The organism is Microcoleus sp. CZ3-B2 (assembly GCF_036705055.1).
Lineage (GTDB): Bacteria > Cyanobacteriota > Cyanobacteriia > Cyanobacteriales > Microcoleaceae > Microcoleus.
Genome location: NZ_JAUBTN010000062.1, coordinates 1 through 22,554 on the forward strand (window position 1 = coordinate 1; position 22,554 = coordinate 22,554).

The following is a 22,554-nucleotide window of genomic DNA, read 5'->3' on the forward strand; positions in this document are numbered from 1 at the left end:
TTTTCCTAGCAGCTTCACTATTTTTATTCATTTTACCTCATTTTTAAATAGTCTCATACTTATTTGAAATGACTATATCGACAATGTGCTGTTTGCTATACAGATTTTTGGGCTGCATATGCTTGTGTTTTTCCTTCGCTACGCCATCAGCCAGTTGGTAAAGAAAGTGGAAAGACTAATCACATTGAAAGATTTAATAATACTTTGCGCCAACGTGTTTTTCCGATCGTAATAACAACTATTTCATTTTCTAAAAAGTTAGAAAACCATATTGGTGCTATTTGGTATTTTGTCCATCATGACAACTATGTTTTGAGCGAATAAATATCTAATTACTACATATTTATTACTACCAATATAACGGTCTTGATACAAATCCTAATCCATTGATTAAAATAGCTTTCACTAATATTCACGCTGATTTTTTTTCCGAACATCTATTCCTAATTTATCGTTAATTGTTTCAACTATTCCTATCTCATCAATTAGTCCAGCTACTATTCCTAAACAATCGATATTTTTGATTTTTATTTCTGAAGTTGGAGACTTTTTTTAGCTAGATAATATTTTTGACGTTTTTGTGATTGTCTCACGTTTTTTGCCTCAAATATCTAAGTATTTTTTACTTAGTCAGCTCTGGTAGCAATATACTATATTTTGTAGTGTTATTGAAGTGGGGAATGTGGGATCTGGGTATTGCAGAAGGAGCATTTGCTGCTGCTAAAGACTATACCCGCACCCAAGGATGACCTTGGTTGACTTCCAATGCTCCTAGTATGACGCTTGATCCCTAGGTTCTGAAACACTACGGAGAAATGTGGGTCGATCTGCAAGCGGTTAGTTGTTTGACGGATCGAGCCGCCGCCATTCTGCAAGCAGCTTGGAAGGGATGGATTTAACAATAGAAGAACGTGGAAAATGCGCGATCGCGATCGCAACGGCAAAAATTGTGGCCACAAAAATAGGTTTAGATGTGACAACTCGCATTTTTGAAGTGATGGGGGCGCGTGCTACCACCAGTAAATATGGTTTCGATCGCTACTGGCGTAATCTGAGAACGTTTACCCTACATGATTCTGTTGACTACAAAATTCACGATCTGGGTAACTGGGTACTCAACGATCAGCTCCCCAATTCCAGCTTTTATACGTAAAAAACACTAACTGAGCAGATCGTGAAGGACAGCATTTCTAGAGGAACTAAGAAAGAAAAAGGGGACACTCTTAGGTTTCTTTCTTATTGCTGGTTTTTTCTAGCTAAGCTGGCTGATAATTGGGATGCCAAGCCAGCCATTTCTCTTCTAACTTCCTGGCGATCGCATCTGCAAACTTACCCAACAAAGCATACATGATAATGCTCAACACCACAACATCAGTTTGCAAGAACTCGCGAGCATTCATTGCCATGTAACCAATACCAGAGTCTGCCGCGATTGTTTCTGCGACAATCAGCGTCAGCCACATAATCCCCAAGGAATATCGCACGCCTACCAAAATCGAAGGCAAAGCCCCAGGCAGAATAACTTGCCACAAAAGAGACGCAGAACTCAAACCATAGACTTTTCCCATTTCAATCAATCCGGCATCGACACTGCGGATGCCATGAAATGTATTGATATACATTGGAAAAAACACACCCAAAGCCACCAAAAATAACCGAGCTATATCGCCAATTCCAAACCACAAAATCACTAGGGGAATTAAGGCGAGGTGAGGAACATTGCGAACCATTTGTACAGAAGTATCTAGCAGCTTTTCGGCGATTGGAGAAAGACCATTGAGGAAACCAAGAGTCAAACCAATTCCGCCGCCTATGACGAAACCCACGACGGCACGCCAAGCACTAATTCCGATATGGTGAAACAGTTCCCCGGTAATTGCCAATCTAAGTCCTGCACTTAAAACACCTGTTGGTGCGGGTAAAACCCTTGTGGAAAGCCAACCCACCTGCACTAAAAGTTGCCAGCTAAGAAGCAGCAGAATCGGTACAATCCAGGGAATTATCTGCTGCAAATAAGAATTTTTGAGCCATTTTTTGTTCATGACGCACTTGGAGAAAAAACTTGTTTTTGTTTGGGAAAGTTTTCGTTGGCAACAATTTCCCCAAAAGGACTAAACATTTGTGGTTGATTGACAACCGGTTGGTTTTTTAAAGGCAAGCGGGGGAATAGCAATTCAGCGACTCGATACGCTTCTTCTAAGTGGGGATAACCGGATAAAATGAAAGTTTCAATTCCCAAGTCGGAATATTCCAACATTCGTGCAACAACGGTATCGGGATCTCCCACTAAAGCAGTACCAGCACCGCCTCTTACTAACCCAATTCCCGCCCATAAATTGGGGCTAATTTCCAGAGCTTCGCGACTACCTGCGTGCAGTTCAGTCATCCGCTTTTGCCCTTCAGAGTCCATCCTGGCATAAGCTTTTTGGGCGGCTGCGATCGCATCTTCATCGACATATTTAATCAAACGATTTGCGTCCTCCCAAGCTTCGCTTGCAGTTTCGCGCACAATGACGTGAAGGCGAATTCCAAACCGCACAGTTCTACCCTGTTCTGCTGCTAATTTTTTCACAGCTTCAATTTTTTTTGCCACTTGTTGCGGCGGTTCTCCCCAAGTAAGATAAACATTAATATGCTTAGCCGCTATTTGTTGAGCGATTGGCGATGAACCGCCAAACCACAAGGGAGGATGGGGAGTTTGTACAGGGGGAAATAGAACTTTACCGCCCTTAATTTGGAGATATTCACCGCTAAAATTGACTTCTTGTTCTCGCACATTAGTCGAGTTACTACCTTCAAGCATTGCTCTCCAAACTGTCAAAAATTCATCCGTCAATTCATAACGTGCGTCGTGACCCAGATGCACTCCATCTCCCGCTAATTCTACCGGATCGCCGCCCGTAACAACATTAATCAGCAAGCGTCCATTAGATAATCTGTCAAGGGTTGCTGCCATCCGCGCTCCTACCCCTGGAGACATTAATCCCGGACGAATTGCTACTAAAAAACGCATTTTTTCTGTAACAGCCATTAGCGATGACGCTACTACCCATGCGTCTTCGCAAGAGCGCCCAGTCGGAAGCAGAGCACCCGTAAATCCTAAATGGTCAACGGCTTGGGCGATTTGCTTTAAGTAGGAAAAACTGCCCGATCTCCCTCCAATTCCTGAAGCTAAATAGCGTCCGTCTCCGTGAGTTGGGATAAACCAAAATAATTCCATTTGCCGTATTCTCCCTGATTATTTATTGTTTAACTACCTGAGCAACTTCGCTAATTTTGACCGGTTTTGGAAGTAGCTTTAAATCCAAGAAAGTATCAGCAACTTTTTGCTGGTAAGTAATGACTTCATCCGTAATCGGCTGCACACCGTAAGGCCGTCTCCGTGAGATTTCCTCTAAAGCTGGAACGTCAATACCCAGCTCAGGAGACAGCAGTTTTGCCACCTCAGTTGGTTGAGCAGCCGCCCATTCATCTACTTTTTGAAGTTCCTCTAAAATTGCCTTCGTCCGGTCAGGATATTGGTCGTTAAAAGGTTTAGCAGCTAGATAGAATTCCCGATTAGCGACAAGCCCTTCTCCATCCTTGAGAACGCGAGCGCCTGTAGCTCGTTTCGCAACTGTAAAAAACGGGTCCCAAATCGCCCAAGCATCAACGCTACCTTGTTCAAAAGCTGCCCGCGCCTCTGCTGGCGGCAAATAAATAGGTTGAATGTCGCTATATTTTAATCCGGCTGCGGTTAATGCTTCTACCACAAGGTATTGCACATTTGAACCTTTATTAAATACAACTTTTTTGCCTTTCAACCCAGCCACATTTTGAATGGGAGAATCTTTCGGTACTAAGATAGCTTCGCCTTTAGGATTAGGAGGCTCGTTAGCAACATATACTAATGGTGCGCCAGCGGCTTGTGCGAAAATAGGCGGCGCTTCTCCTGTATGGCCAAAGTCAATACTTCCTGTATTCAAAGCTTCTAGTAATTGAGGGCCAGCAGGAAATTGAAGCCACTGTACGGATGTGTTTTGGGAGACCAAACGCTTCTCTAAACTCCCCCGTGATTTAAGGATACTTAGAGTTCCATATTTTTGGTAGCCAATCCGAATTACATTGCTTTGTTGTGGTTGAGAACTAGCTACTGATGTGGTAGCGGAAGTTGGGGAAGTAGTTATATTTGTTGGCTGAGTAGGAGTACAGGCAGAAACTATCAAACTTAAACTCAAACCAACTGCAAAAAGCAAAGCAAAGGTCTTGAGCGAACTATGTTTGAGTTTGCTCCAAAAATGTCTCAATCTAGCTGGAAATGGGATTTCTCTCAATGGAGTTAACACTGTCCCCTCCTAAATTTCAAGTATTGAAAACTAAGAAACGCAATACCCATGCAAAAGCTGAGCTAATCATGATTGACTAGCAAACTACGGTATACCGATCGATATGCCGTAGTTAAGTCTAATAAGCTCCTATTATTCCACAGATGGCTTCAAAAATGCAAGCACATTCTGTAGATTTTTGTTTGTATTACTTTTCTAGTTGCTTACTTGATTAATATTCGCGGGCAATATATCAGTTGCACCCGCAGGAGAAAAAGTAGCATCTAGAACTGTTGCTATCTGCATAAAAACCTGATGACGAAACTGTTGAGAACATCCATATCAATTAGGAAGGCATCATGGCCATGAGGAGATTCCAGCCATTGTAGTTCTGCATTGGGAATCAGGGCTGCCAGTTCTTCTTGCTCAACGGGTGGATATAGGATGTCCGAATTAATAGCGACAATCAGAGCGGGCTGCTGAATACTGCTCAAAACCGTGTGATAATCCCGATCGGGACGGGTGAGATCGTGGCTGTCCATAGCATGGGTCAACGTGATGTAGGTATTGGCATCAAACCGTTCCACCAATTTTTTGCCCTGGTAACGCATATAATCCACGATCGCAAATGACTCAGTAACGCGATCGGACTTAACCTGTCGTCCGAAGCGAGCTGAAAAATTAGCCCAGGAACGATAGGTACTCATAGCAATCATCCGGGCCACAGCCAGCCCCCGATCCGGTTGTTGTTTCGCGCTATAGTAACCATTCTGCCAGTTAGGGTCAGTATAAATAGCCTGCCGTTGGCTTTCGCCCAAGCCAATGCACCAGGCCGAGTGGCGACCGGGGGCGGCAATCACCGCGATCGCCCGGACTCGATCGGGATAAAGCAATGCCCACTCCAGCACTTGCATACCACCCAGAGAACCGCCAATCGCTAATTGTAGCGATCGCACGCCCAAGGCTTCCAGTAAAACCCCTTGCAACCGCACCATATCCCGAACCGTAATCCCAGGAAATGTCGGGCCATAAGCCATCCCTGTTTTAGGATCGATGGAGGTCGGCCCCGTTGTTCCATAACAACTACCCAGTATATTGCTGCAAATAATAAAACTGCGATCGGGATCTAACGCCCGTCCTGGCCCTAAAAGGGGTTCCCACCAGATATCCAAATCGGCCCAACCAGTTAGAGCATGACAAACCAGCACAGCATTATCGACCGCCGCATTCAGATGTCCCCAAGTCCGATAGGCCACCTGAACTCCAATCAAAGCCTCACCAGACTCCAGCTCAAAGGGTTCTGGGAGCTGATAAAACTGGCTTTCGGGGGAAATGAACTGCTGATAATCCATCTGCTAAACCCCGGCAAAGGCCTGCTCAAAATCGCCTTTAATATCATCAATGTGCTCTATTCCTACCGATACCCGAACTAAATCAGGGCTCACACCAGCCGATATCTGTTCCGTGTCTGTTAGTTGCTGGTGGGTTGTAGATGCGGGATGAATGACCAGCGTTTTAGCATCTCCCATATTCGCCAAATGGCTTGCCAGTTTCACCTGGTTGATAAAAGAGCGACCGGCACCGAGTCCCCCCTTGATACCGAAGTTCAGTACACCGCCAAAGCCATGTTGTAAATACTTTTTAGCCCGCTCATGGTAGGGATGTTCTGGTAATCCCAGGTAGTTTACCCATTCCACCTTGGGATGTTGTTTGAGCCATTGGGCGAGTTCCAGGGCGTTATCTACATGACGTTGTACCCGTAGGGAAAGGGTTTCCAATCCCTGTAAAAACAAAAAGGCATTGAAGGGACTCAGAGTAGGGCCTAAATCCCGCAGTCCTTCGACTCTGGCACGAATAATGAAGGCAATATTGCCCCATGAGCTTTGAGGGCCAAAAACTTCTTGGAAATTGAGGCCGTGATAGCCGGGAGCTGGTTCTGTAAACACAGGAAACTTGCCATTTCCCCAGTCGAACTTGCCGGAATCGACGATGACACCGCCGATTGAGGTGCCATGTCCGCCAATCCATTTAGTTGCAGACTGCACCACGATATCAGCACCGTGTTCGATGGGACGGATGAGATAGCCTGCTGCACCAAACGTATTGTCTACAATCAGGGGAATGCCATTTTCGTGAGCAATATGAGCTAGGGCGGCAAAATCTGGGACGTTAAATTGGGGATTGCCGATCGCTTCAACATAGAGTGCCTTGGTGCGATCGTCGATCGCCTGCCGGAAATCCTCTGCCTCATCGCCATCCACAAATTTGACCTGAATGCCCAGCCGAGGAAACGTCACTTTGAACTGGTTGTACGTGCCGCCGTATAAATAGCTAGTGGAAACAATGTTATCTCCGGCTTGGGCAATATTGGCGATCGCCAAAAACTGAGCTGCCTGACCGCTAGAGGTTGCCAGGGCCGCAACACCCCCCTCCAGGGCGGCAATTCGCTTTTCAAACACATCTGTTGTCGGATTCATGATCCGGGTGTAGATATTACCAAACTCTTGCAAGGCAAAGAGGCGCGCCCCGTGATCCGCATCATTAAAGACATAGGAGGTTGTTTGATAAATAGGCACGGCACGGGCATTGGTTCCAGGAGCAGGTTCTTGCCCAGCATGAACTTGGAGCGTTTCAAAACGATAGGGTTCTGTCATTTGCTATAAAATACTTAAACTTTATCGATTTACCGTACTTTTGGCTTGCAAACAAGATTCTACAGATGCACATCAAGTAAGTCAAGTTCAGAAATCACTTTTTAAGTTAATAGTGTTGTCGCTGGCAATCCTCCTGTGGTTGCTTCAGCTCCCACAAAATGCGATCGCCTAAAGATTGACATTCTTTGGAATCTATGAGATTCTTACAAAATACGGTAAACCTACTGATTCACCGTACTATACAGGATCTACCTATGCTGTCAGTTGTGACAGCTACAGGAAGGAAAGCTGTGTAACTAATTCCGCTGCAATTGGATAGATTGTTCTATTTTATTGATTGATTATGACTGAAATAACTGTTTCAACACAAACCTCTCTGCGCCCAGTTAGCAAGACTGGCTTAGAAAACCTGGCAATAACGGCCAAAGCCAACTCAAACGCGATCAAGTCATTAAAAGTCAAAACAGTCTGTGAAGGGCAGTTTCGTAACTTGAACTATGTACGAGACTTACCAGAGCACGTCATTGATGAACCACCCGGCTTGCTGGGACAAGATACAGCCCCTAACCCCTCAGAAGCATTACTGGCAGCACTAGGGTCTTGCCTATCTGTGGGAATTCATGCCAATGCGATCGCGCGTGGCATTACTCTGACAAAGCTAGAACTAGAACTAGAAGGCGACATTAACATCACCGGTGTTTGGGGGATTGGCGATTTATCAGAAAAGCGCCTTGGCTTTACAGATATTCGCGTCAAAGTCGATTTAGAAGGGGATGCCAGTCGCGAAGCCTTAGAAGCTCTAGTTGCTCACTCTAATAATTGGTCTCCTGTAGCCAACACACTCCGCAACCCTGTCAATTTAGCAGTATCCCTTGCTTAAACAGGCTTGCTTCGCAGTGGATATATCCTGTAAAAAACTGGGTTTCTGGTATTAGTCAACGCGAACCATGAAGAATTCTGGTTCAGAAACCCAGTTTCTAGAAAAGGTTTTTTGCCCTGCGCGCGTAAGTCCTAACTATTTCACCATTCTTGTAAAGAAGGTTGACCTATGCAGGTTGCTTCAACATTAGTTCCCAACAAAAGTTTAGAAGAACCGATCGCCCTTAGCCCTTTGATTACCGAATTAAAAGCCGCGATCGCTCAAGACCTTGTACCCAAAGTGCAAAGTATCGATGAGGGTTTTTATCCCCGTGATTTTATGCAGCGTGTCGGTGCATTAGGAGGCTTTGGTCAAGCTGTTCCGCCAGAGTTTGGTGGAGCGGGTAACGGTTTAAAAGCAGCCATTCAAGTAATTGAAGCTATCTCTGAAGAATGCTTGTGTACGGGGTTTATGACTTGGTGTCAGATTGCCTGTGCTTGGTATATGCAGTGCAGCGATAATACCTATCTCAAGACAAATTTATTGCCCTGCATAGCAACAGGGCAAGTGCTTGGTGGTACAGGGTTATCAAACCCAATGAAACACTTTGCTGAGATTGAAAAAATTGCCCTCACCGCCGAGCGAAAACCAGGTGGTTATGTACTGAATGGTCTATTGCCTTGGGTTTCTAATATTGGTACAGGACAACCCTTTGGCATCGCCGCCAAACTTTCCGAGGGGAATGATTACTTAATGGCGATCGTCTCTGATCGGTTCGCGGGATTATCGCTGCGACAAAATTCCCACTTTATTGCCTTAGAAGGCAGTGGCACTTTTAGCTGTGTTTTCAAAGAAGTATTTATTCCTGACGAACAGGTTTTAGCAGTACCTTGTGCAGACTATGTACAACGAATTCGTCCGGGTTTTATTCTGACACAAGTTGGTATGGGCTTAGGGTTGATCGCTGATTGTATCAACACGATCGAGGCAACTCATTCTCGTTTAGGTCATGTCAATTGCTTTCTTGACGATCGAGCAGAGGATCTGGCCGCTGAACTAGCGATCGCCCGTCTGAAAACCTACACCCTAGCCGATCGGTTGAGTCAGCCAGATGTAAGCATCACTCCTGATTTGCTCAAAGAGGTAATTCAGTTGCGGATTACTGGGTCTGAACTCTCATTGCGAGCTGCTAATGCTGCCATGCTCCATGTCGGTGCACGCGCCTATTTACAGGGTTCTAAACCAGCCAGACGACTACGCGAAGCATACTTTGTGGCGATCGTTACACCAGCAATTAAACAACTCAAAAAGATGTTGCATCATCTAGAGCAACCGCTAATGGCTAATGGCTAATTGCTAATTGCTGATTGCTAATTGCTGATGGCTAATCGCTAATCGCTAATTGCTAATGGCTAATTGCTAATTGCTAATTGCTAATTACCCATCCTCCCCATCTCCCTCATCTTCCCCATCTCCCCCATCTTCCCCATCTCCCCCATCTTCCCCATCTTCCCCATCTTCCCCATCTCCCCCACCTTCCCCATCTCCCCCATCTCCCCCATCTCCCCCATCCCCTTTCCTCTAACGGATATGAGCAAACCTTCTATTGCATCACTCACAAATGAAACTTGGCAAGATCGGGTGACTCCTCTGCTTTCAGTCCAAAATTTGCAGAAGCAGTACAAAACTCGCCAAGGGTATTTGACTGCATTCGATGGTATTGACTTACAGGTTCACTCTGGTGAAGTCGTTTGTTTGCTGGGTGCGAGTGGGTGTGGTAAGTCCTCCCTGCTAGCAACGATCGCAGGTTTGCAGACAGCCGATCGCGGTGAAATATACCTGCACGGCATTCCAGTCCGTAAAAGTCATCCTCAAGTAGGCGTTGTGTTTCAAGATCCTTGTCTGTTACCTTGGCTTACTGTCGCCCAGAATATTGCTTTTGGACTGAGGCTAAAACAGATGCGATCGCTAACAAAGCCAGAACTGCGATCGCGCATTGCAGTCGCGATCGCCCAGGTGGGATTACAGGGGTTTGAGCGCAGTTATCCACATCAGTTGTCGGGGGGGATGGCGCAGCGGGTAGCACTAGCAAGAACACTGGCCCGTCGCCCCCAACTGCTGCTACTGGACGAACCCTTCAGCGCCCTAGATGCAATTACTCGGTTGGATATGCAAGCTTTGCTGTTGCAAATCATTACCCAACAACAAACAACAGTTTTGATGGTGACACACGATATTGACGAAGCGCTACTACTAGGCGATCGCGTCGTATTAATGGCGCGACATCCAGGGCGAATTTACCAAACTTGGGACATCACGCAACCTAAACCCCGATTTCAGCAAGCCCATACCCTAACTGAAACTCGTTTCACCATCTTAGAGGCTTTATCCACCGTGATGGATACATCTGCCAATCTTCCTCATGCTTTCATAGGAGACTAAATTATGACATTGCCTAATGTCTGTGCCTGCTGCGGTATGAGTCGGCGCGATTTTCTGAAAATGACGGCTCTATTTTCTACTTCTCTAGGTTTAACTTTAGCAGCCAATGGTTGCCAATCAACCACACCCCAAGCAGGGAATAGTGCTAGCCCGACTCCTAGCAAATCCAGCGCTGACCAACCAGTAAAGATTGGCTATCTACCGATTACTGATGCAGCCCCCTTGCTAATTGCCCACGCTAAAAAGCTGTATGAAGCAGAGGGCTTAACGGCTGAACCACCGCGCCTGTTTCGCTCTTGGGCGCAAGTGGTAGAAGCGTTTCTCGCCCGTCAGGTGAATGTAGTTCATGTGCTATCACCCATCACGGTATCGCTACGTTATGGGCGCAAATTTCCCGCTAAGGTTGTGGCTTGGAACCACGTTAACGGATCGGCGCTTACAGTTTTGCCTGAAGTAGAAACGGTGAGAGATTTGGGTGGGAAAACGATCGCGATTCCCTTCTGGTACTCCATCCATAACGTTGTTTTGCAACAAGTGCTGAAGAAGGAGGGATTGATAGTTACCCGAAAACCAAAAGATGCAGAATTAGCCGCCAATGAAGTGAATTTGGTCGTGCTTCCCCCGCCGGATATGGTGTCAGCATTAGCAAATAAAGCGATCGGGGGTTACATTGTGGCAGAACCTTTTAATGCGGCGGCTGAAAACCTGAAAACCGGTAAAATTCTCCGCTTTACGGGAGATGTCTGGAAGAATCATGCTTGCTGCGTTGTCTTTCTGCATGAAGAAGATATTACCCAACGTCAAGAATGGACGCAGAGTGTGGTTAATGCGATTGTTAAAGCTCAGGCATGGATTCGAGACAATCGCGAAGAAACAGCCCAGATTTTATCAAAAGATGGTAGCGGCAAATATACACCCCATCCTTTACCTGTACTGAAACGTACCCTGACTTACTACGAAAAAGAGGTGTACGGCAAGCAGGGCGCTATTGTGCATCCTGACTGGGACATTAATCGCATTGATTTCCAGCCCTATCCTTTTCCTTCTTATACAGAAGAATTGGTGCGGTTGTTGAAAGATACTCAGGTTGAGGGAGATATGGCTTTTTTGCAAGCGCTCGATCCGAAGGAGGTTGCCAAAGATTTGGTAGATGATTCCTTCGTTAAACAAGCGATACAACAGGTTGGTGGATTAAAGACTTTTGGTTTACAGGATAACTTCTCTCGCTCTGAGACGATCGCCATCTAACCATCTAAATTAAATTTATGACATCCACTCTTACTCCTCTGAAATCATCTTTCAAGCTTAAGTTTCCTCTACCCCTAGCAGGGCTTCTCGGTGGTTCCCTAATCTGGTGGGTGTTGACAACTCCACTTTGGCACAGCGATCCGACTGTAGCTGATTTTTCCCCAGAGCGAACTGTCGTTGCCCTAATACAGCTATTTGGCACAGGTGCGATCGTTCCCCATATCACAACCAGTTTGCGGCGGATGTTGGTGGGGTTATCGGTGGCGATCGCGATCGGGGTGCCCCTGGGGGTGGTATTGGGTTTGTCTCGCCCTTTAGAGCAAACTACTTCTGCTCTGTTCCAGTTTATTCGGATGATTTCCCCCTTGTCTTGGATGCCTCTGGCAGTTATGGTTTTAGGCATTGGCGATCTGCCTGTTTATTTCCTACTAACGATCGCCGCGATCTGGCCGCTGGTATTAAACACAACCGCAGGCGTATTAGCCGTCAATCCACGATGGTTATTACTTTCCCAAAGTCTTTGTGCCACCCGTTGGGAAACAATTGCTGGGGTGATTATTCCAGCGATTGTGCCCCACCTGTTAACTGGCGTGCGCTTGGCAATTGGTATTATTTGGATGGTGCTGGTTCCAGCGGAAATGCTCGGTGTCAGTGCGGGGTTGGGGTATTATATTCTGGATACGCGCGATCGCCTGTCTTATTCAGAACTAATGGCTGTAATTTTAATTATTGGTGTCATTGGTTATGGTTTAGATAGTGCGCTAAGATTTGCTTATCAGCAATGGACTCATCAGTCTTAATTAAAGGTTAGGATACTCTTGCTGTCGAGATTTCTTGTGTTAATGGTCAACCTCAAACGTACTCGTGAAGATATATTGTCTGCTGTTTTAGATTTGATTCACCGCCAAGGATTTCACTCAACTGGGTTGAAAGAGTTGCTAACCCATAGTGGTATTTCTTCTGGTAGTTTCTATAACTATTTTGCCTCGAAAGATGAGCTAGGTCATGCTCTAATTGACTGGAAGTGGAGCAAGCTAAAGTCTATACTGTTTGGTGAAATTCAGACTGATGCGATCGCCCAACTTTTTCTAATGATCGATCGCTTAGAAACCATTCATCAAGCTGAAAAACCTTGTGCTGGCTGTTTTCTTGGTAATTTGATTGTAGAGCTAGTGGAACATGACCCTACATTTCGTCAACATCTGATCCAGGTTTTTGATGAGTGGCAGCAGGAAATAGCTAGTTTGCTGTTTGCTGGCCGCGCTCAACTTAAGCCAGAGATCGATCCTGAACGACTGGCACAACAGCTTTTGAGTGCGATCGAGGGGGCATTATTGCTAGGACGCTTATACGATAACCCTGAGCGCTTACAATATTGCCTTGATGGGTGTCGTTATTTGTTGCAAGCATCCTTGCAAAATGAACTTGTGTCTAAATAATTGGGTCTTCCGTACTTACTGTGCTAAATTGTCTCAAAAAAATACCGAAAATCCTTGCAGGGCAAAAGTTGGGAGATTACCAAGTTTATCTGTATCTCACTCACCGGAAAATAGCTGTAGATCGGTAGCGATCGCAGGAGAAAAAGTAGCATCTAGTCCTGCGGCTATCTGCATAAAAATCTGAGATACCGCCGAGTTTGGATCTGCAATTGTTAGCGGTTTTCCTGTATCACCGCCCGCACAGATGCGCGGATCTATAGGAATTTGGGCAAGAAGGGGCGCTTGAAGTTCTTCTGCTAGTTGTTTACCGCCGCCACTACCAAAAATTTGCAGCGGTTGTGAATCGCGATCGCAAATTAAATAACTCATATTTTCAATAATGCCAAGAACCGGAACCCCAACCTGACGAAACATATAAATATTGCGACGAACATCGGAAATAGATATTTGTTGCGGCGTAGTAACAAGTATCACTCCACAAATCGGACTTTCTTGCACAATGGTAATTTGAGCATCTCCGGTTCCTGGGGGTAAATCAATTAATAAATAATCTAATTCGCCCCATTCTACGTCTTGAATAAACTGAGTAATAATTTTGTGGAGAACGGGGCCGCGCCATGCTAAAGGGCGTTCTGGTTCGGCTAGTAAACCCACAGACATCAGTTTAATTCCCTGGGCTTCCAAGGGTAAAAATTTCTGACCTTTGGCAGTATTAACTGTCTCGATATCTGCTTGTCCTAAGCCTAACATTTGAGGAATATTCGGGCCATAAACATCAGCATCTAGTAAGCCTACTTTTGCCCCTTGTAATTTTAAAGCGGCGGCTAAGTTGACGGCAGTTGTAGATTTTCCGACTCCCCCTTTACCGCTAGAAATAGCTAAGGTAGTTCGCACGTTGGCTATAGTGCAAATTTGAATATAAGTTTTTTTGCACCAGTTTATAGGTGATAAAATAGATTCAATCTTTGCTTGTAAGTCTTGCTGATGCGAACCAATATAAAGGCGCAAATAAATGTAATCATCAACAATTCGCAAATTTCGCACCATTCCCAAACTGATGATATCATTTTTGAGGGAGGGTTCGATGACTTGTTTGAGATAGTTTACAACTTCTTGCTGTCGCAATTCTCCCAAAATATCGGGGTTTTCTGAGGGTAGATGTGAGTCAGTTTTTGGTAAGGAGGAAGAATTAAGCATTGGGGGAATTTTGCAGTAATTTTTGAATTTTTTGAATTGCTCTTTCAGAAAAGATAGAGACTTCTTTATCGGGATCGTCGAGGGATTGCTGTAGCGCATTCATCGCCGCAGGATTGCTAAGATTACCGAGGGCGATCGCGGCTTCTTTTCGCACATCTGAATATTCATCAGCCAAGGCTCTAATTAAAGCAGGTAGCACTCGTTCATCGGGCACTTTTTGCAAAGCTTGTAACGCGAATTTGCGGACTTGCCAGTGTTCGTCACTTACCGCCGTTTCCAGTGCAGAAATTGCCGCAGAATCGGCATGAATTGTCAAAGATTTAGCCGCATTTCGTCGCACTTGCCAGTCAGTATCGCTTTTGAGGGTTTGACACAAAATAAAGATAATTTCTGGATCTGTTAAATGTCCTAAAGTTAAAGCTGTCGCCCGACGAACATTGACATCTGCATCAGATATTAGAGCTAAAGCTTGGGGGCATTTTTCCACCTGATTGAGATAGCTGAGAGTAGTTACCGCTGCCGCTCTCAATTCAGGAACTTTTGAGGCAAAAAATGGTAAAATATCTGGTAAAGATTGAGCATCGTGAATCTTCCTTAACAAAGTTAAGATATTGAGTTGGATATTAACATTGTCGCGGTGAAGGGCATCTAGGAGTTGCTGTAAGTCAGTGGGTGAAACTAATTCATTCAAAGCCGATAATGCTTCTTGGCGAATATCGATATCGGCGGAACCTAGACACTCGATTAAAGCGGGAATAGCGACAGGGTTGCCAATTTCCCAAAGGGCAGATATGGCAATTTTTTGAACAGCGCTACTGTCATCGGATAGGGCAAGAAGTAGGGCATTTGTAGCTTCTTCATCCCCCAAATATTGTAGATTTTTAACGGCAACGAGGCGATCGCTAAGATCGGGCGATCGCAACATTTCTAACCATTGATTTAATTCGCTATCAATCTCAGCATTCATCAGCTTTAAAATTCCTAAAAATTAGAACAAAATTAGCGCAACAAGAAAGGTATTTTCACCGTAATTGCATTAGTTGGACATTCTTTTTCACAAGGTAAGCAAAACCAACATTCATCGTATTTCATGTAAGCTTTGCCTGTTTCTGGATTTTTGGCTAATACATCCAAAGGACAAACATCAATGCAGACATGGCATTTTTCTAAACACTTAGACTCATCTACAGTGACGGGAACATCAACTCGTTGTGTAATTAAAGCCATAGTTAGTTGTAATTGTTAATAGACCTTTCACGGGCGGGCAGGAGGCCCACCCCACAAGAAAATTAATTTTGTGGAACAGGCCGGAAAGCCTGTTCAGGAGAATCGTGCAAGATGTAAGGTGAAATAAATGTTCGCTCTCTATAATAACTCAACGAGCGACAACATCATAATCCTCTTTATGCAAATCCACCTCCACAATATAAGGCTCAACTGGACGCTTAAACAATCTCATTTCTCCCGAGTCTTCTTTTTTCAAATTAACATGGCAAAACCACTCTTCATTATTCTTTTCAGGGTAATCTAATCGATAATGATAAAGCCCCCAACGAGTCTCGCGGCGATATAAAGAAGCCCTCGCGGCCATCTCCGCACAATCGCGAATAAAGTGAACTTCCATGCAGCGCATTAACTCATGGGCATCGCGAGCACCCATTTCCTCTAAGGTGTCGTGATAGCGGACAAAATTATTCAGCCCAATTTCAAGTTTATTCCCTACTTTTGGCGGCTGTAAATAATCATTTACCAAGCGCCGCAACTTATATTCTACTTGCGTGTGAGGTATTCCATTTGGCAGATTTAGAGGTGCATAAATCCGTGCTTTCTCTGCTTCCAGAAATTCCGCATCCGGCTCGATATAATCTAAATCTTGAATGTAATCAATGGCATTAGTTCCTGCTATTCTGCCAAACACAAACGCGCCGATCATATAATTATGAGGAACGCTGGCCATATCTCCGGCTGCATAGAGTCCCGGTACAGTTGTTTCTGCCTTTTCATTCACCCAAACACCAGAGGCGCTGTGGCCGCTGCATAGCCCTATTTCGGAAATGTGCATCTCCACGCCGTGAGAGCGATAATTTTCCCCTCTCCCTTCATGAAATCTGCCTCGACTCGGCCGCTCATTCGACCAAAGAATTGACTCAATTTCAGCGATTGTATCCTCATCAAGATGAGTCATTTTTAATTGAATCGGCCCTTTGCCAGAGTTTAATTCCTTCCAGATTTCCAGCATCATTTGACCGCTCCAATAATCGCAACTAATGAAGCGATGACCTTCGGCATTAGCAGTATGAGCGCCAAAGGGGCCGGCAACATAAGCGCAAGCAGGGCCGTTATAATCTTTAATTAACGGGTTGACTTGAAAGCACTCAATGTTACTAAGTTCTGCGCCGGCATGGTAAGCCATTGAATAGCCATCTCCGGCATTAGTCGGATTTTCATAGGTTCCATAAAGGTAGCCAGAATCTGGTAGTCCTAAACGGCCGCAAGCACCTGTAGAAAGTATGACAGCTTTGGCTTGAATTACTACAAAATCGCCATTTCGCACGTCAAAGCCAACGGCTCCAGTAGCGCGTCCTTTTTGTACTAAAACGCGGGTTGCCATGACTCGATTGGTAACTTTAACTTTATGGCGTTTCACCTGTCGAGTTAAAATTTGTTTGAGGTCTTTACCTTCGGGCATTGGTAACACATATTTGCCGACGCGGTGGACTTGTTTTAAGTCGTAGTTCCCCTGAGCATCTTTCTGAAATTTTACTCCCCAAGTTTCTAACTCTTGGATGACTTCATAGCCTAATTTTCCGGTTTGATAAACAGCTTTTTGGTTGAGGATACCGTCATTAGCAAGGGTAATTTCGCGGACGTACTGTTCGGGTGTAGAATGACCGGGAATGACAGCAGTATTTACGCCATCCATTCCCATGGCGATCGCACCACTTCTGCGAATATTTGCTTTTTCTAAAATTAGCACTTCGCTATCAGGATTTGCCTGTTTAGCTTTGATGCCAGCCATCGTGCCAGCCGTACCGCCACCAATTACCAACACATCGGTTTTTATCCATTGAGTATTCACGTTCCTTTCCCCTTGCTAATGACTCTACTTACTATCTTTCAACACGATTTCTTTAACCTGAACTGGCTTAGGAATAAGCTCCAATTTATGGAAAGTATCAGCAATTTGCTGCTGTCCGGCTATCTCTTCATCCGTCAGGGGAGAAACGCCATACTTACGTCGCTTTTCTGACACTTCTAAGACGGAAGCTTCTATTCCTAATTGCGTCTCCAAAAATTTAGCAACTTCTACTGGATTGCCCGCCGCCCATTTATCTACCTTTTTTACCTCATCTAAAATGAGTTTCAAAATCTCAGGATGTTCGTCAACAAAAGCCTTACGAGCGAGATAGTAACCTCGATTAGCAGCAATTCCTGTGGCATCTTTGATCAATCGTGCGCCTGCGGTTTTTTCTGCTGCTGCTAAATACGGGTCCCAAATTGCCCAAGCATCTACATTTCCGCCTTCAAAAGCTGCCCGTGCATCTGCTGGTTTGAGAAAAACTGGAGTGATGTCGCTGTATTTAAGTCCCGCCGATTCTAAGGCTTTAACTATGAAGTAATTGGTGTTAGATCCTTTGGCAAAAGCAACTTTTTTGCCTTTCAGATCGGCAATAGTTTGTATGGGTGAATCCTTGGGAACCACAATCCCTTCAGACTGAGGATTGGATGTTTCGTAAGCAACATAAACTAATGGCGTTCCGGCAGCTTGAGCAAAAACTGGCGGCGCTTCTCCTGTGTAGCCGAAGTCAATACTGCCTGCATTCATTCCTTCTAATAATGGTGGCCCAGCCGGAAATTCTACAAATTTTACAGAAGATTTGGAGATGGCTAAAGCTTTTTCTAAGTCGCCTTTGGTTTTGAGGGCGTTGAGAACAGTAGCCGATTTTTGGAAGCCGATGTTAACAGTAACGCTTTTTGCAGGTGCGGCACTGTTGGTTGGGGTGGTGGGTTTATTGGCTGTGTCCGTTGTGCTAGCGCTGGAAGCACAAGCTGTTACTCCCAGAGTCAATCCGAGTCCGGTTGCAAACAGCAGGGAAAGACTGCCACCTCTTGGAGAAAGGAAATTTTGGCGGTAGTAAGTCAAAATGCTTAAAGGCTGGGTTTCTGAGAACTTAATCCACATAAATATCAATAAGAAAGGGATTGAGAGTAACTTTATTGGCAGTATACTACTGTATGTCGATATTTTTACCGGAGTTAATAGTTATTTACTTTCGGAGGTTAAGATTTTGGGGTGCGATCGCTCACGGTTACAGCACTTCAGTCCATCAGGGAGCCTCCCGATTTTGTAGGGTGCGTCAGACGCAGCGATTGAACGAGTCGTTAGGGTTCGATCGTAGTAGAGCACCTTAGTAATTGTGCAGTTGCGTAAATACTGTACAAATTCGGGATGCTCTCCGTCCATCAACCAAGTTTCTGGAGAAAAATTGAAGATAAAACATCCTTTTTGAAGGATGATTTTTACGTATAAAAGCTGGGATTAGGGAGCTGATCGTTGAGTACCCAGTTACCCAGATCGTGAATTTTATAGTCAACAGAATCATGTAGCGTAAACGTTCTCAGATTGCGCCAGTAGCGATCGAAACCATATTTACTGGTGGTAGCACGCGCCCCCATCACTTCAAAAATGCGAGTTGTCACATCTAAACCTATTTTGGTGGCAGCAATTTTGGCCGTTGCGATCGCGATCGCGCATTTTCCACGTTCTTCTGTTGTTAAATCTATGCCTTTTTCCCAAGCTGCTTGCAGAATGGCGGCGGCTCGATCCGTCAAACTGCTAACTGCTTGCAAATCGACCCACATTTCTCCGTAGTGTTTCAGAATGTAGGGATCAAGCGTCACATTAGGAGCATTGGAAGTCAACCAAGGTCGTCCTTGGGTGCGGGTATAGTCTTTAGCAGCAGCAAATGCTCCTTCTGCAATACCCAGATAAATATGGGCAAGATTGATTTGTGTCAAACAAGCTCGTAAAGTACGGAAAGGAAGATCGGCACGGGTGCGATCGCCAAATACTTCCGACTCATAAACGCGCACTTGGTCGAAACTAATACTACCGCTATCAGTTTGACGTTGCCCGATATTATCCCAATCGTCATGGATTTTTACACCCTCTCTTCGAGTGGGAATTACAATAATCGTGAGTTCCGAGGTATCTTGACGAACCGCAGTGATGGGTAAGATATCTGAATCTTTAGAGCCAGAACAAAAGCTTTTTGTACCATTCAGTAAAAAGCCTGTACCATCAGGAGTTAAAGTCGCACGGCGATCGAGAGGATTGAGAGCATTGCACCAGAACCAATTGTTTGTCATTGTATCTTTGTAGAACTGTGCCTTGTGTTCCTCCGTGCCAAAAAGATGCGGGATAACCACCCCTAAATGGTGATAGGAGTAAACATGAGCTAGAGAACTATCAGCCTTTGCCAACTCGCGGGAAATTTGGAGTGCAGTAATCCACGTTTCGCCAATACCGCCATATTCTTTAGGAATAATCAAACCGAGCAAACCGCTAGAACGAAGGCGATCGCGTTCATACTTTGGCGTACCGCCAAGACGATCGCGTTCGATGGCAGTAGCAGCAAATTCTTGAGCAAGCGATCGCGCGATCGCTACATAATCTTGCTTGCTGTCTTGTGGTGTTGTGCTTTTCGAGTCTACAAGGGATATTTTCATATTGACGATCCAAAATTGAGGGAATTAATGAGGTACAAAGGATTTAGGATTCCTATAGGTTGGTCAGTCCTTAAAACCAAAGTAAACAGAAATAGGTACATCTTCAACAAACTGACCTGAAGGTTCAGCACTGAGAATTGCTGCTTTAATTTCCGCTTCAAATACAGAAGTATCGCCATTAAAGTAATCACGACGGCAGTAAGCGGTGGAGTAGAGATAACCAATAAAATTATCGATCGTCCATTGTTTTTGAAAGTCAATATTATGGCGCTCGATCCGCGCGAATGGCGATCGGTCCAAAACTTCTAAATCAGACTTGTAGAGCAAAGGAACGCTACTAGAACCCACACGCCGCTCTTCTCCTAGCCACCGTTTGATCGTAGCTAGCACATTTTGTGCCCAAACAGATTCATTCGACCAAATATCTTTTTCAGTTTGAATAATGACTATCCCCGTATTAGGGTTACTGGTGCGATCGAGCAGATCGTAGCTACGCTGTAGCACCAATTCTTGATCCATCCAATGAAAAGCACGACCAATGGTGACAAGGGAAAATGTACCAATTGCCGGGGAAATATTTTCGGCTAAATCCCTTACCCAAGTGATATTTGAAGCCTGAGCCAGTTTAGCTTCTTGCTTGGCAACTTCGAGCATTTCTGGATCGGGATCGATACCCAAAACAGATTGAAATCGATCGTGTAAGGCGATCGCTACCAAGCCAATCCCACAGCCGAGATCGAGAAGCTTGCCTTGCCCATCTAATTGAAATTTCTGTGAGATTAAATCGTAAAGAGCCTTTGGGTAGCGCGGTCGATATTGCAAGTAATAAGAAATCGCTCCTTGAAAGAGCGTAGGATCGTAGTTTGGGAGTAATTTAGTAGTCATAATTTAAGTCAAGTTGGGATTTAAACCTCTAAAGGAACAGTTGGCGTATTGGATAAATCCAAGGTACTTAACAACTTTTCTTTCCAATATTGCAAATCGCGATCGGTACGCCTGCGGGGACGGGGAAGATCGATATTTAGCTCGAGATGGATGCGTCCAGGATTGCCACGCATGACGATCGCGCGATCGCTTAAAATCAGTGCTTCTTCAACATCATGGGTGACAAGAATCATGGTTTGGCGATCGGATTGCCAAATTTCTAACAGACGATCCTGTAATTGCATTCTAGTAAAGGAATCGAGAGCGCTAAAGGGTTCGTCTAACAATAAAATAGAAGGATTAGTCACAAGGGCACGGGCGATCGCCACCCGTTGAGCCATTCCTCCTGATAATTGGCGCGGCAGCAAACGAGCAAAATCTTGTAATCCAACCTTAACTAGAGCATCACTTGCCCGTGCCTTGCGTTCATCCTTCGGTAAATGATGCAAACCAAACTGCACATTTTCCCAGACGGTTAACCAAGGCATCAGGCGAGGTTCTTGAAAGATTACACCAATTTCGGGATGAGGTTTGTCAATGCGAATATTGTCAATTCGCACATCTCCATAAGTTGGCAAATCTAATCCAGCAACGATTCGTAAAAGTGTACTTTTGCCGCAACCACTCGTACCGATTAAACTCACAATCTCGCTACGATTCACAGTTAAATCAATAGACTCCAACCCTACAAAGCCATTTTTAAATCGCTTATGTAGTCCTTCGATGAGTAGCATATATATTTCCTCCTTGGCGCTTTGAATGAATGCTTGAAACAAAGGCTTTGAACTAATGGTTGGAAGCGTAAACATCCTGCCAATGGAGTAGCCAATGCGATCCAAAGCCGATCGCTGAGTCAGTCACTTTTCCGCAAATAGCAAACAGGAGAATGCTAGCAAGGGTGATGGCCGGTCGTCCAGTCGCTTGCCCGTCGATTAATAAGAAGCCTAAGCCCTGACTGGCTCCCATCAATTCAGCCGCCACGACAAACATCCAGCCCAAACCCAAGCCACTTCGCAAACCGACGATGTAGGCAGGCAATGTCGCGGGCAAGAATACACGGCTGATAAGCTGCCAATCGTTAAGTCTATAAATTTTGCCAACTTCAACCAATTTGCGATCGACATTGTGAATGCCGCTCATCAGATTTAAGTAAACGGGGAAGAAGACTCCAACGGCGATCAGAGCAATTTTGGAAGGCTCATGAATTCCCATCCAAAGGATGAATAGGGGCACCCATGCGAGGGAAGGAATGTTACGGAGTGACTGCAAAAGTGGGTCGAGTAAATCGTGAATTAGGCCAGAATAGCCTGTTAATCCTCCTAGAATAGTGGCAAAAAATGTACCAATTAGGAAGCCAACAAAGACTCGATAGAGTGTAATGCCGATGTGTTGCCATAGTTCCCCTGCTGCACCGAGTTCCCATACTGTTTTGAGAACAGTTGAGGGAGCAGGTAACAAGTTAGGAGCAACCAAACCAAACCTAGACAGACTTTCCCAGAATATTAAGAGAAAGACTGGCAAGAGCAAGCCTTTTATTCTGCCCAGACGACTGAGGAATTGCCAGATATTACCTGTTTGCGCCCTTGGTATTGCGATCGCAAGTCTTTGTTCCATAACTTATTGCTAATGGCTAATTGCTAATGGCTAATTGCTAATTGCTGGAAGCGTAAGCTGGGGAGCATCTCACTTTTGCAGCCAAGCTAGAAATTGGAGGTAGGAGGCAGGAGACAGGAGACAGGAGGAAAGAGGAAGAAAGA

22 protein-coding genes and 2 pseudogenes are annotated in these 22,554 nt (G+C 45.0%); 8 read left to right on the forward strand and 16 right to left on the reverse strand.

Annotated features, from left to right (window positions below; translation table 11 throughout):
* Positions 1–72: 72 nt before the first annotated feature.
* Positions 73–324, forward strand: a pseudogene (locus QUA97_RS22375) (IS1 family transposase); the annotation flags it as partial.
* 31 nt (positions 325–355) lie between these two features.
* Here the strand turns inward: QUA97_RS22375 and QUA97_RS22380 are convergent.
* Positions 356–531: pseudogene (locus tag QUA97_RS22380) on the reverse strand (DUF4277 domain-containing protein); the annotation flags it as partial.
* Positions 532–841: 310 nt separating this feature from the next.
* On the opposite strand from QUA97_RS22380, the gene QUA97_RS22385 reads away from it, so the two are divergent.
* Positions 842–1,153 carry an acyl-CoA dehydrogenase family protein gene (locus QUA97_RS22385; protein ID WP_228050210.1) on the forward strand — a complete coding sequence of 104 codons (312 nt, stop codon included), beginning with the start codon at positions 842–844 and terminating at the stop codon, positions 1,151–1,153.
* A 103-nt stretch (positions 1,154–1,256) separates the two neighbouring features.
* Here the strand turns inward: QUA97_RS22385 and ssuC are convergent, their stop codons facing one another.
* The 5 genes from ssuC to QUA97_RS22410 form a co-directional block, all read right to left on the reverse strand.
* Complete coding sequence (ssuC, locus tag QUA97_RS22390) at positions 1,257–2,042, reverse strand: aliphatic sulfonate ABC transporter permease SsuC (RefSeq protein ID WP_194069633.1); 786 nt, start codon at positions 2,040–2,042, stop codon at positions 1,257–1,259.
* Positions 2,039–3,220, reverse strand: coding sequence for an FMNH2-dependent alkanesulfonate monooxygenase (gene ssuD / locus QUA97_RS22395; protein ID WP_194069631.1), 1,182 nt, complete (start codon positions 3,218–3,220; stop codon positions 2,039–2,041). The genes ssuC and ssuD overlap by 4 nt, the downstream gene beginning before the upstream one ends.
* A gap of 22 nt (positions 3,221–3,242) precedes the next feature.
* The gene (locus tag QUA97_RS22400; protein WP_333196153.1) at positions 3,243–4,325 is read right to left on the reverse strand and encodes a sulfonate ABC transporter substrate-binding protein; all 1,083 of its coding nucleotides are present in this window, start codon (positions 4,323–4,325) and stop codon (positions 3,243–3,245) included.
* 275 nt (positions 4,326–4,600) lie between these two features.
* Positions 4,601–5,656 carry a homoserine O-acetyltransferase MetX gene (gene metX / locus QUA97_RS22405; RefSeq protein WP_333196155.1) on the reverse strand — a complete coding sequence of 352 codons (1,056 nt, stop codon included), beginning with the start codon at positions 5,654–5,656 and terminating at the stop codon, positions 4,601–4,603.
* 3 nt (positions 5,657–5,659) lie between these two features.
* Positions 5,660–6,958, reverse strand: coding sequence for an O-acetylhomoserine aminocarboxypropyltransferase/cysteine synthase family protein (locus QUA97_RS22410; RefSeq protein ID WP_333196157.1), 1,299 nt, complete (start codon positions 6,956–6,958; stop codon positions 5,660–5,662).
* A 343-nt stretch (positions 6,959–7,301) separates the two neighbouring features.
* Here QUA97_RS22410 and QUA97_RS22415 point away from each other — a divergent pair, with 343 nt between their 5' ends.
* Positions 7,302–7,838: an OsmC family protein gene (locus tag QUA97_RS22415; protein WP_194069625.1), complete on the forward strand. Its 537-nt coding sequence runs from the start codon at positions 7,302–7,304 to the stop codon at positions 7,836–7,838.
* A 168-nt stretch (positions 7,839–8,006) separates the two neighbouring features.
* Positions 8,007–9,170: an acyl-CoA dehydrogenase family protein gene (locus tag QUA97_RS22420; RefSeq protein WP_194069623.1), complete on the forward strand. Its 1,164-nt coding sequence runs from the start codon at positions 8,007–8,009 to the stop codon at positions 9,168–9,170.
* Positions 9,171–9,250: 80 nt separating this feature from the next.
* On the opposite strand, the gene QUA97_RS22425 is transcribed toward QUA97_RS22420, so the two are convergent.
* The gene (locus tag QUA97_RS22425; protein ID WP_333196159.1) at positions 9,251–9,415 is read right to left on the reverse strand and encodes a hypothetical protein; all 165 of its coding nucleotides are present in this window, start codon (positions 9,413–9,415) and stop codon (positions 9,251–9,253) included.
* Here QUA97_RS22425 and QUA97_RS22430 point away from each other — a divergent pair.
* The 4 genes from QUA97_RS22430 to QUA97_RS22445 are packed head-to-tail and all read left to right on the forward strand — an operon-like array spanning position 9,408 to position 12,946.
* Complete coding sequence (locus tag QUA97_RS22430) at positions 9,408–10,259, forward strand: ABC transporter ATP-binding protein (protein WP_194069738.1); 852 nt, start codon at positions 9,408–9,410, stop codon at positions 10,257–10,259. The two genes, QUA97_RS22425 and QUA97_RS22430, sit on opposite strands and share 8 nt — an antisense overlap.
* A gap of 3 nt (positions 10,260–10,262) precedes the next feature.
* Complete coding sequence (locus tag QUA97_RS22435; RefSeq protein ID WP_194069739.1) at positions 10,263–11,507, forward strand: ABC transporter substrate-binding protein; 1,245 nt, start codon at positions 10,263–10,265, stop codon at positions 11,505–11,507.
* A 17-nt stretch (positions 11,508–11,524) separates the two neighbouring features.
* Entirely contained in the window at positions 11,525–12,307 is a 783-nt protein-coding gene (locus tag QUA97_RS22440; RefSeq protein ID WP_194069740.1) for an ABC transporter permease, read from the forward strand.
* A gap of 42 nt (positions 12,308–12,349) precedes the next feature.
* Positions 12,350–12,946, forward strand: coding sequence for a TetR/AcrR family transcriptional regulator (locus QUA97_RS22445; protein WP_194069741.1), 597 nt, complete (start codon positions 12,350–12,352; stop codon positions 12,944–12,946).
* A 96-nt stretch (positions 12,947–13,042) separates the two neighbouring features.
* Here the strand turns inward: QUA97_RS22445 and QUA97_RS22450 are convergent, their stop codons facing one another.
* From QUA97_RS22450 to QUA97_RS22490, 9 genes are all read right to left on the reverse strand, one after another.
* A complete protein-coding gene (locus QUA97_RS22450; protein WP_194069743.1) occupies positions 13,043–14,143 on the reverse strand; it encodes an Mrp/NBP35 family ATP-binding protein in 1,101 nt (366 codons plus the stop codon).
* A complete protein-coding gene (locus tag QUA97_RS22455; protein ID WP_333196166.1) occupies positions 14,136–15,110 on the reverse strand; it encodes a HEAT repeat domain-containing protein in 975 nt (324 codons plus the stop codon). Before QUA97_RS22455 ends, QUA97_RS22450 begins: the two co-directional genes overlap by 8 nt.
* A gap of 32 nt (positions 15,111–15,142) precedes the next feature.
* Positions 15,143–15,370, reverse strand: coding sequence for a 4Fe-4S dicluster domain-containing protein (locus QUA97_RS22460; protein WP_194069747.1), 228 nt, complete (start codon positions 15,368–15,370; stop codon positions 15,143–15,145).
* A gap of 148 nt (positions 15,371–15,518) precedes the next feature.
* On the reverse strand, positions 15,519–17,222 hold the full coding sequence (locus tag QUA97_RS22465) for a fumarate reductase/succinate dehydrogenase flavoprotein subunit (protein ID WP_194069749.1): 1,704 nt from the start codon (positions 17,220–17,222) through the stop codon (positions 15,519–15,521).
* 24 nt (positions 17,223–17,246) lie between these two features.
* Positions 17,247–18,326, reverse strand: a complete 1,080-nt coding sequence (locus QUA97_RS22470; RefSeq protein ID WP_333196169.1) for a sulfonate ABC transporter substrate-binding protein — start codon at positions 18,324–18,326, stop codon at positions 17,247–17,249.
* Between the two features lie 338 nt (positions 18,327–18,664).
* Positions 18,665–19,873: an acyl-CoA dehydrogenase family protein gene (locus QUA97_RS22475; RefSeq protein ID WP_333196171.1), complete on the reverse strand. Its 1,209-nt coding sequence runs from the start codon at positions 19,871–19,873 to the stop codon at positions 18,665–18,667.
* A gap of 63 nt (positions 19,874–19,936) precedes the next feature.
* Positions 19,937–20,758 carry a class I SAM-dependent methyltransferase gene (locus QUA97_RS22480; protein ID WP_194069755.1) on the reverse strand — a complete coding sequence of 274 codons (822 nt, stop codon included), beginning with the start codon at positions 20,756–20,758 and terminating at the stop codon, positions 19,937–19,939.
* Positions 20,759–20,778: 20 nt separating this feature from the next.
* On the reverse strand, positions 20,779–21,531 hold the full coding sequence (locus QUA97_RS22485; protein ID WP_194069757.1) for an ABC transporter ATP-binding protein: 753 nt from the start codon (positions 21,529–21,531) through the stop codon (positions 20,779–20,781).
* 52 nt (positions 21,532–21,583) lie between these two features.
* Positions 21,584–22,411, reverse strand: coding sequence for an ABC transporter permease (locus tag QUA97_RS22490; RefSeq protein WP_194069759.1), 828 nt, complete (start codon positions 22,409–22,411; stop codon positions 21,584–21,586).
* Positions 22,412–22,554: the final 143 nt, after the last annotated feature.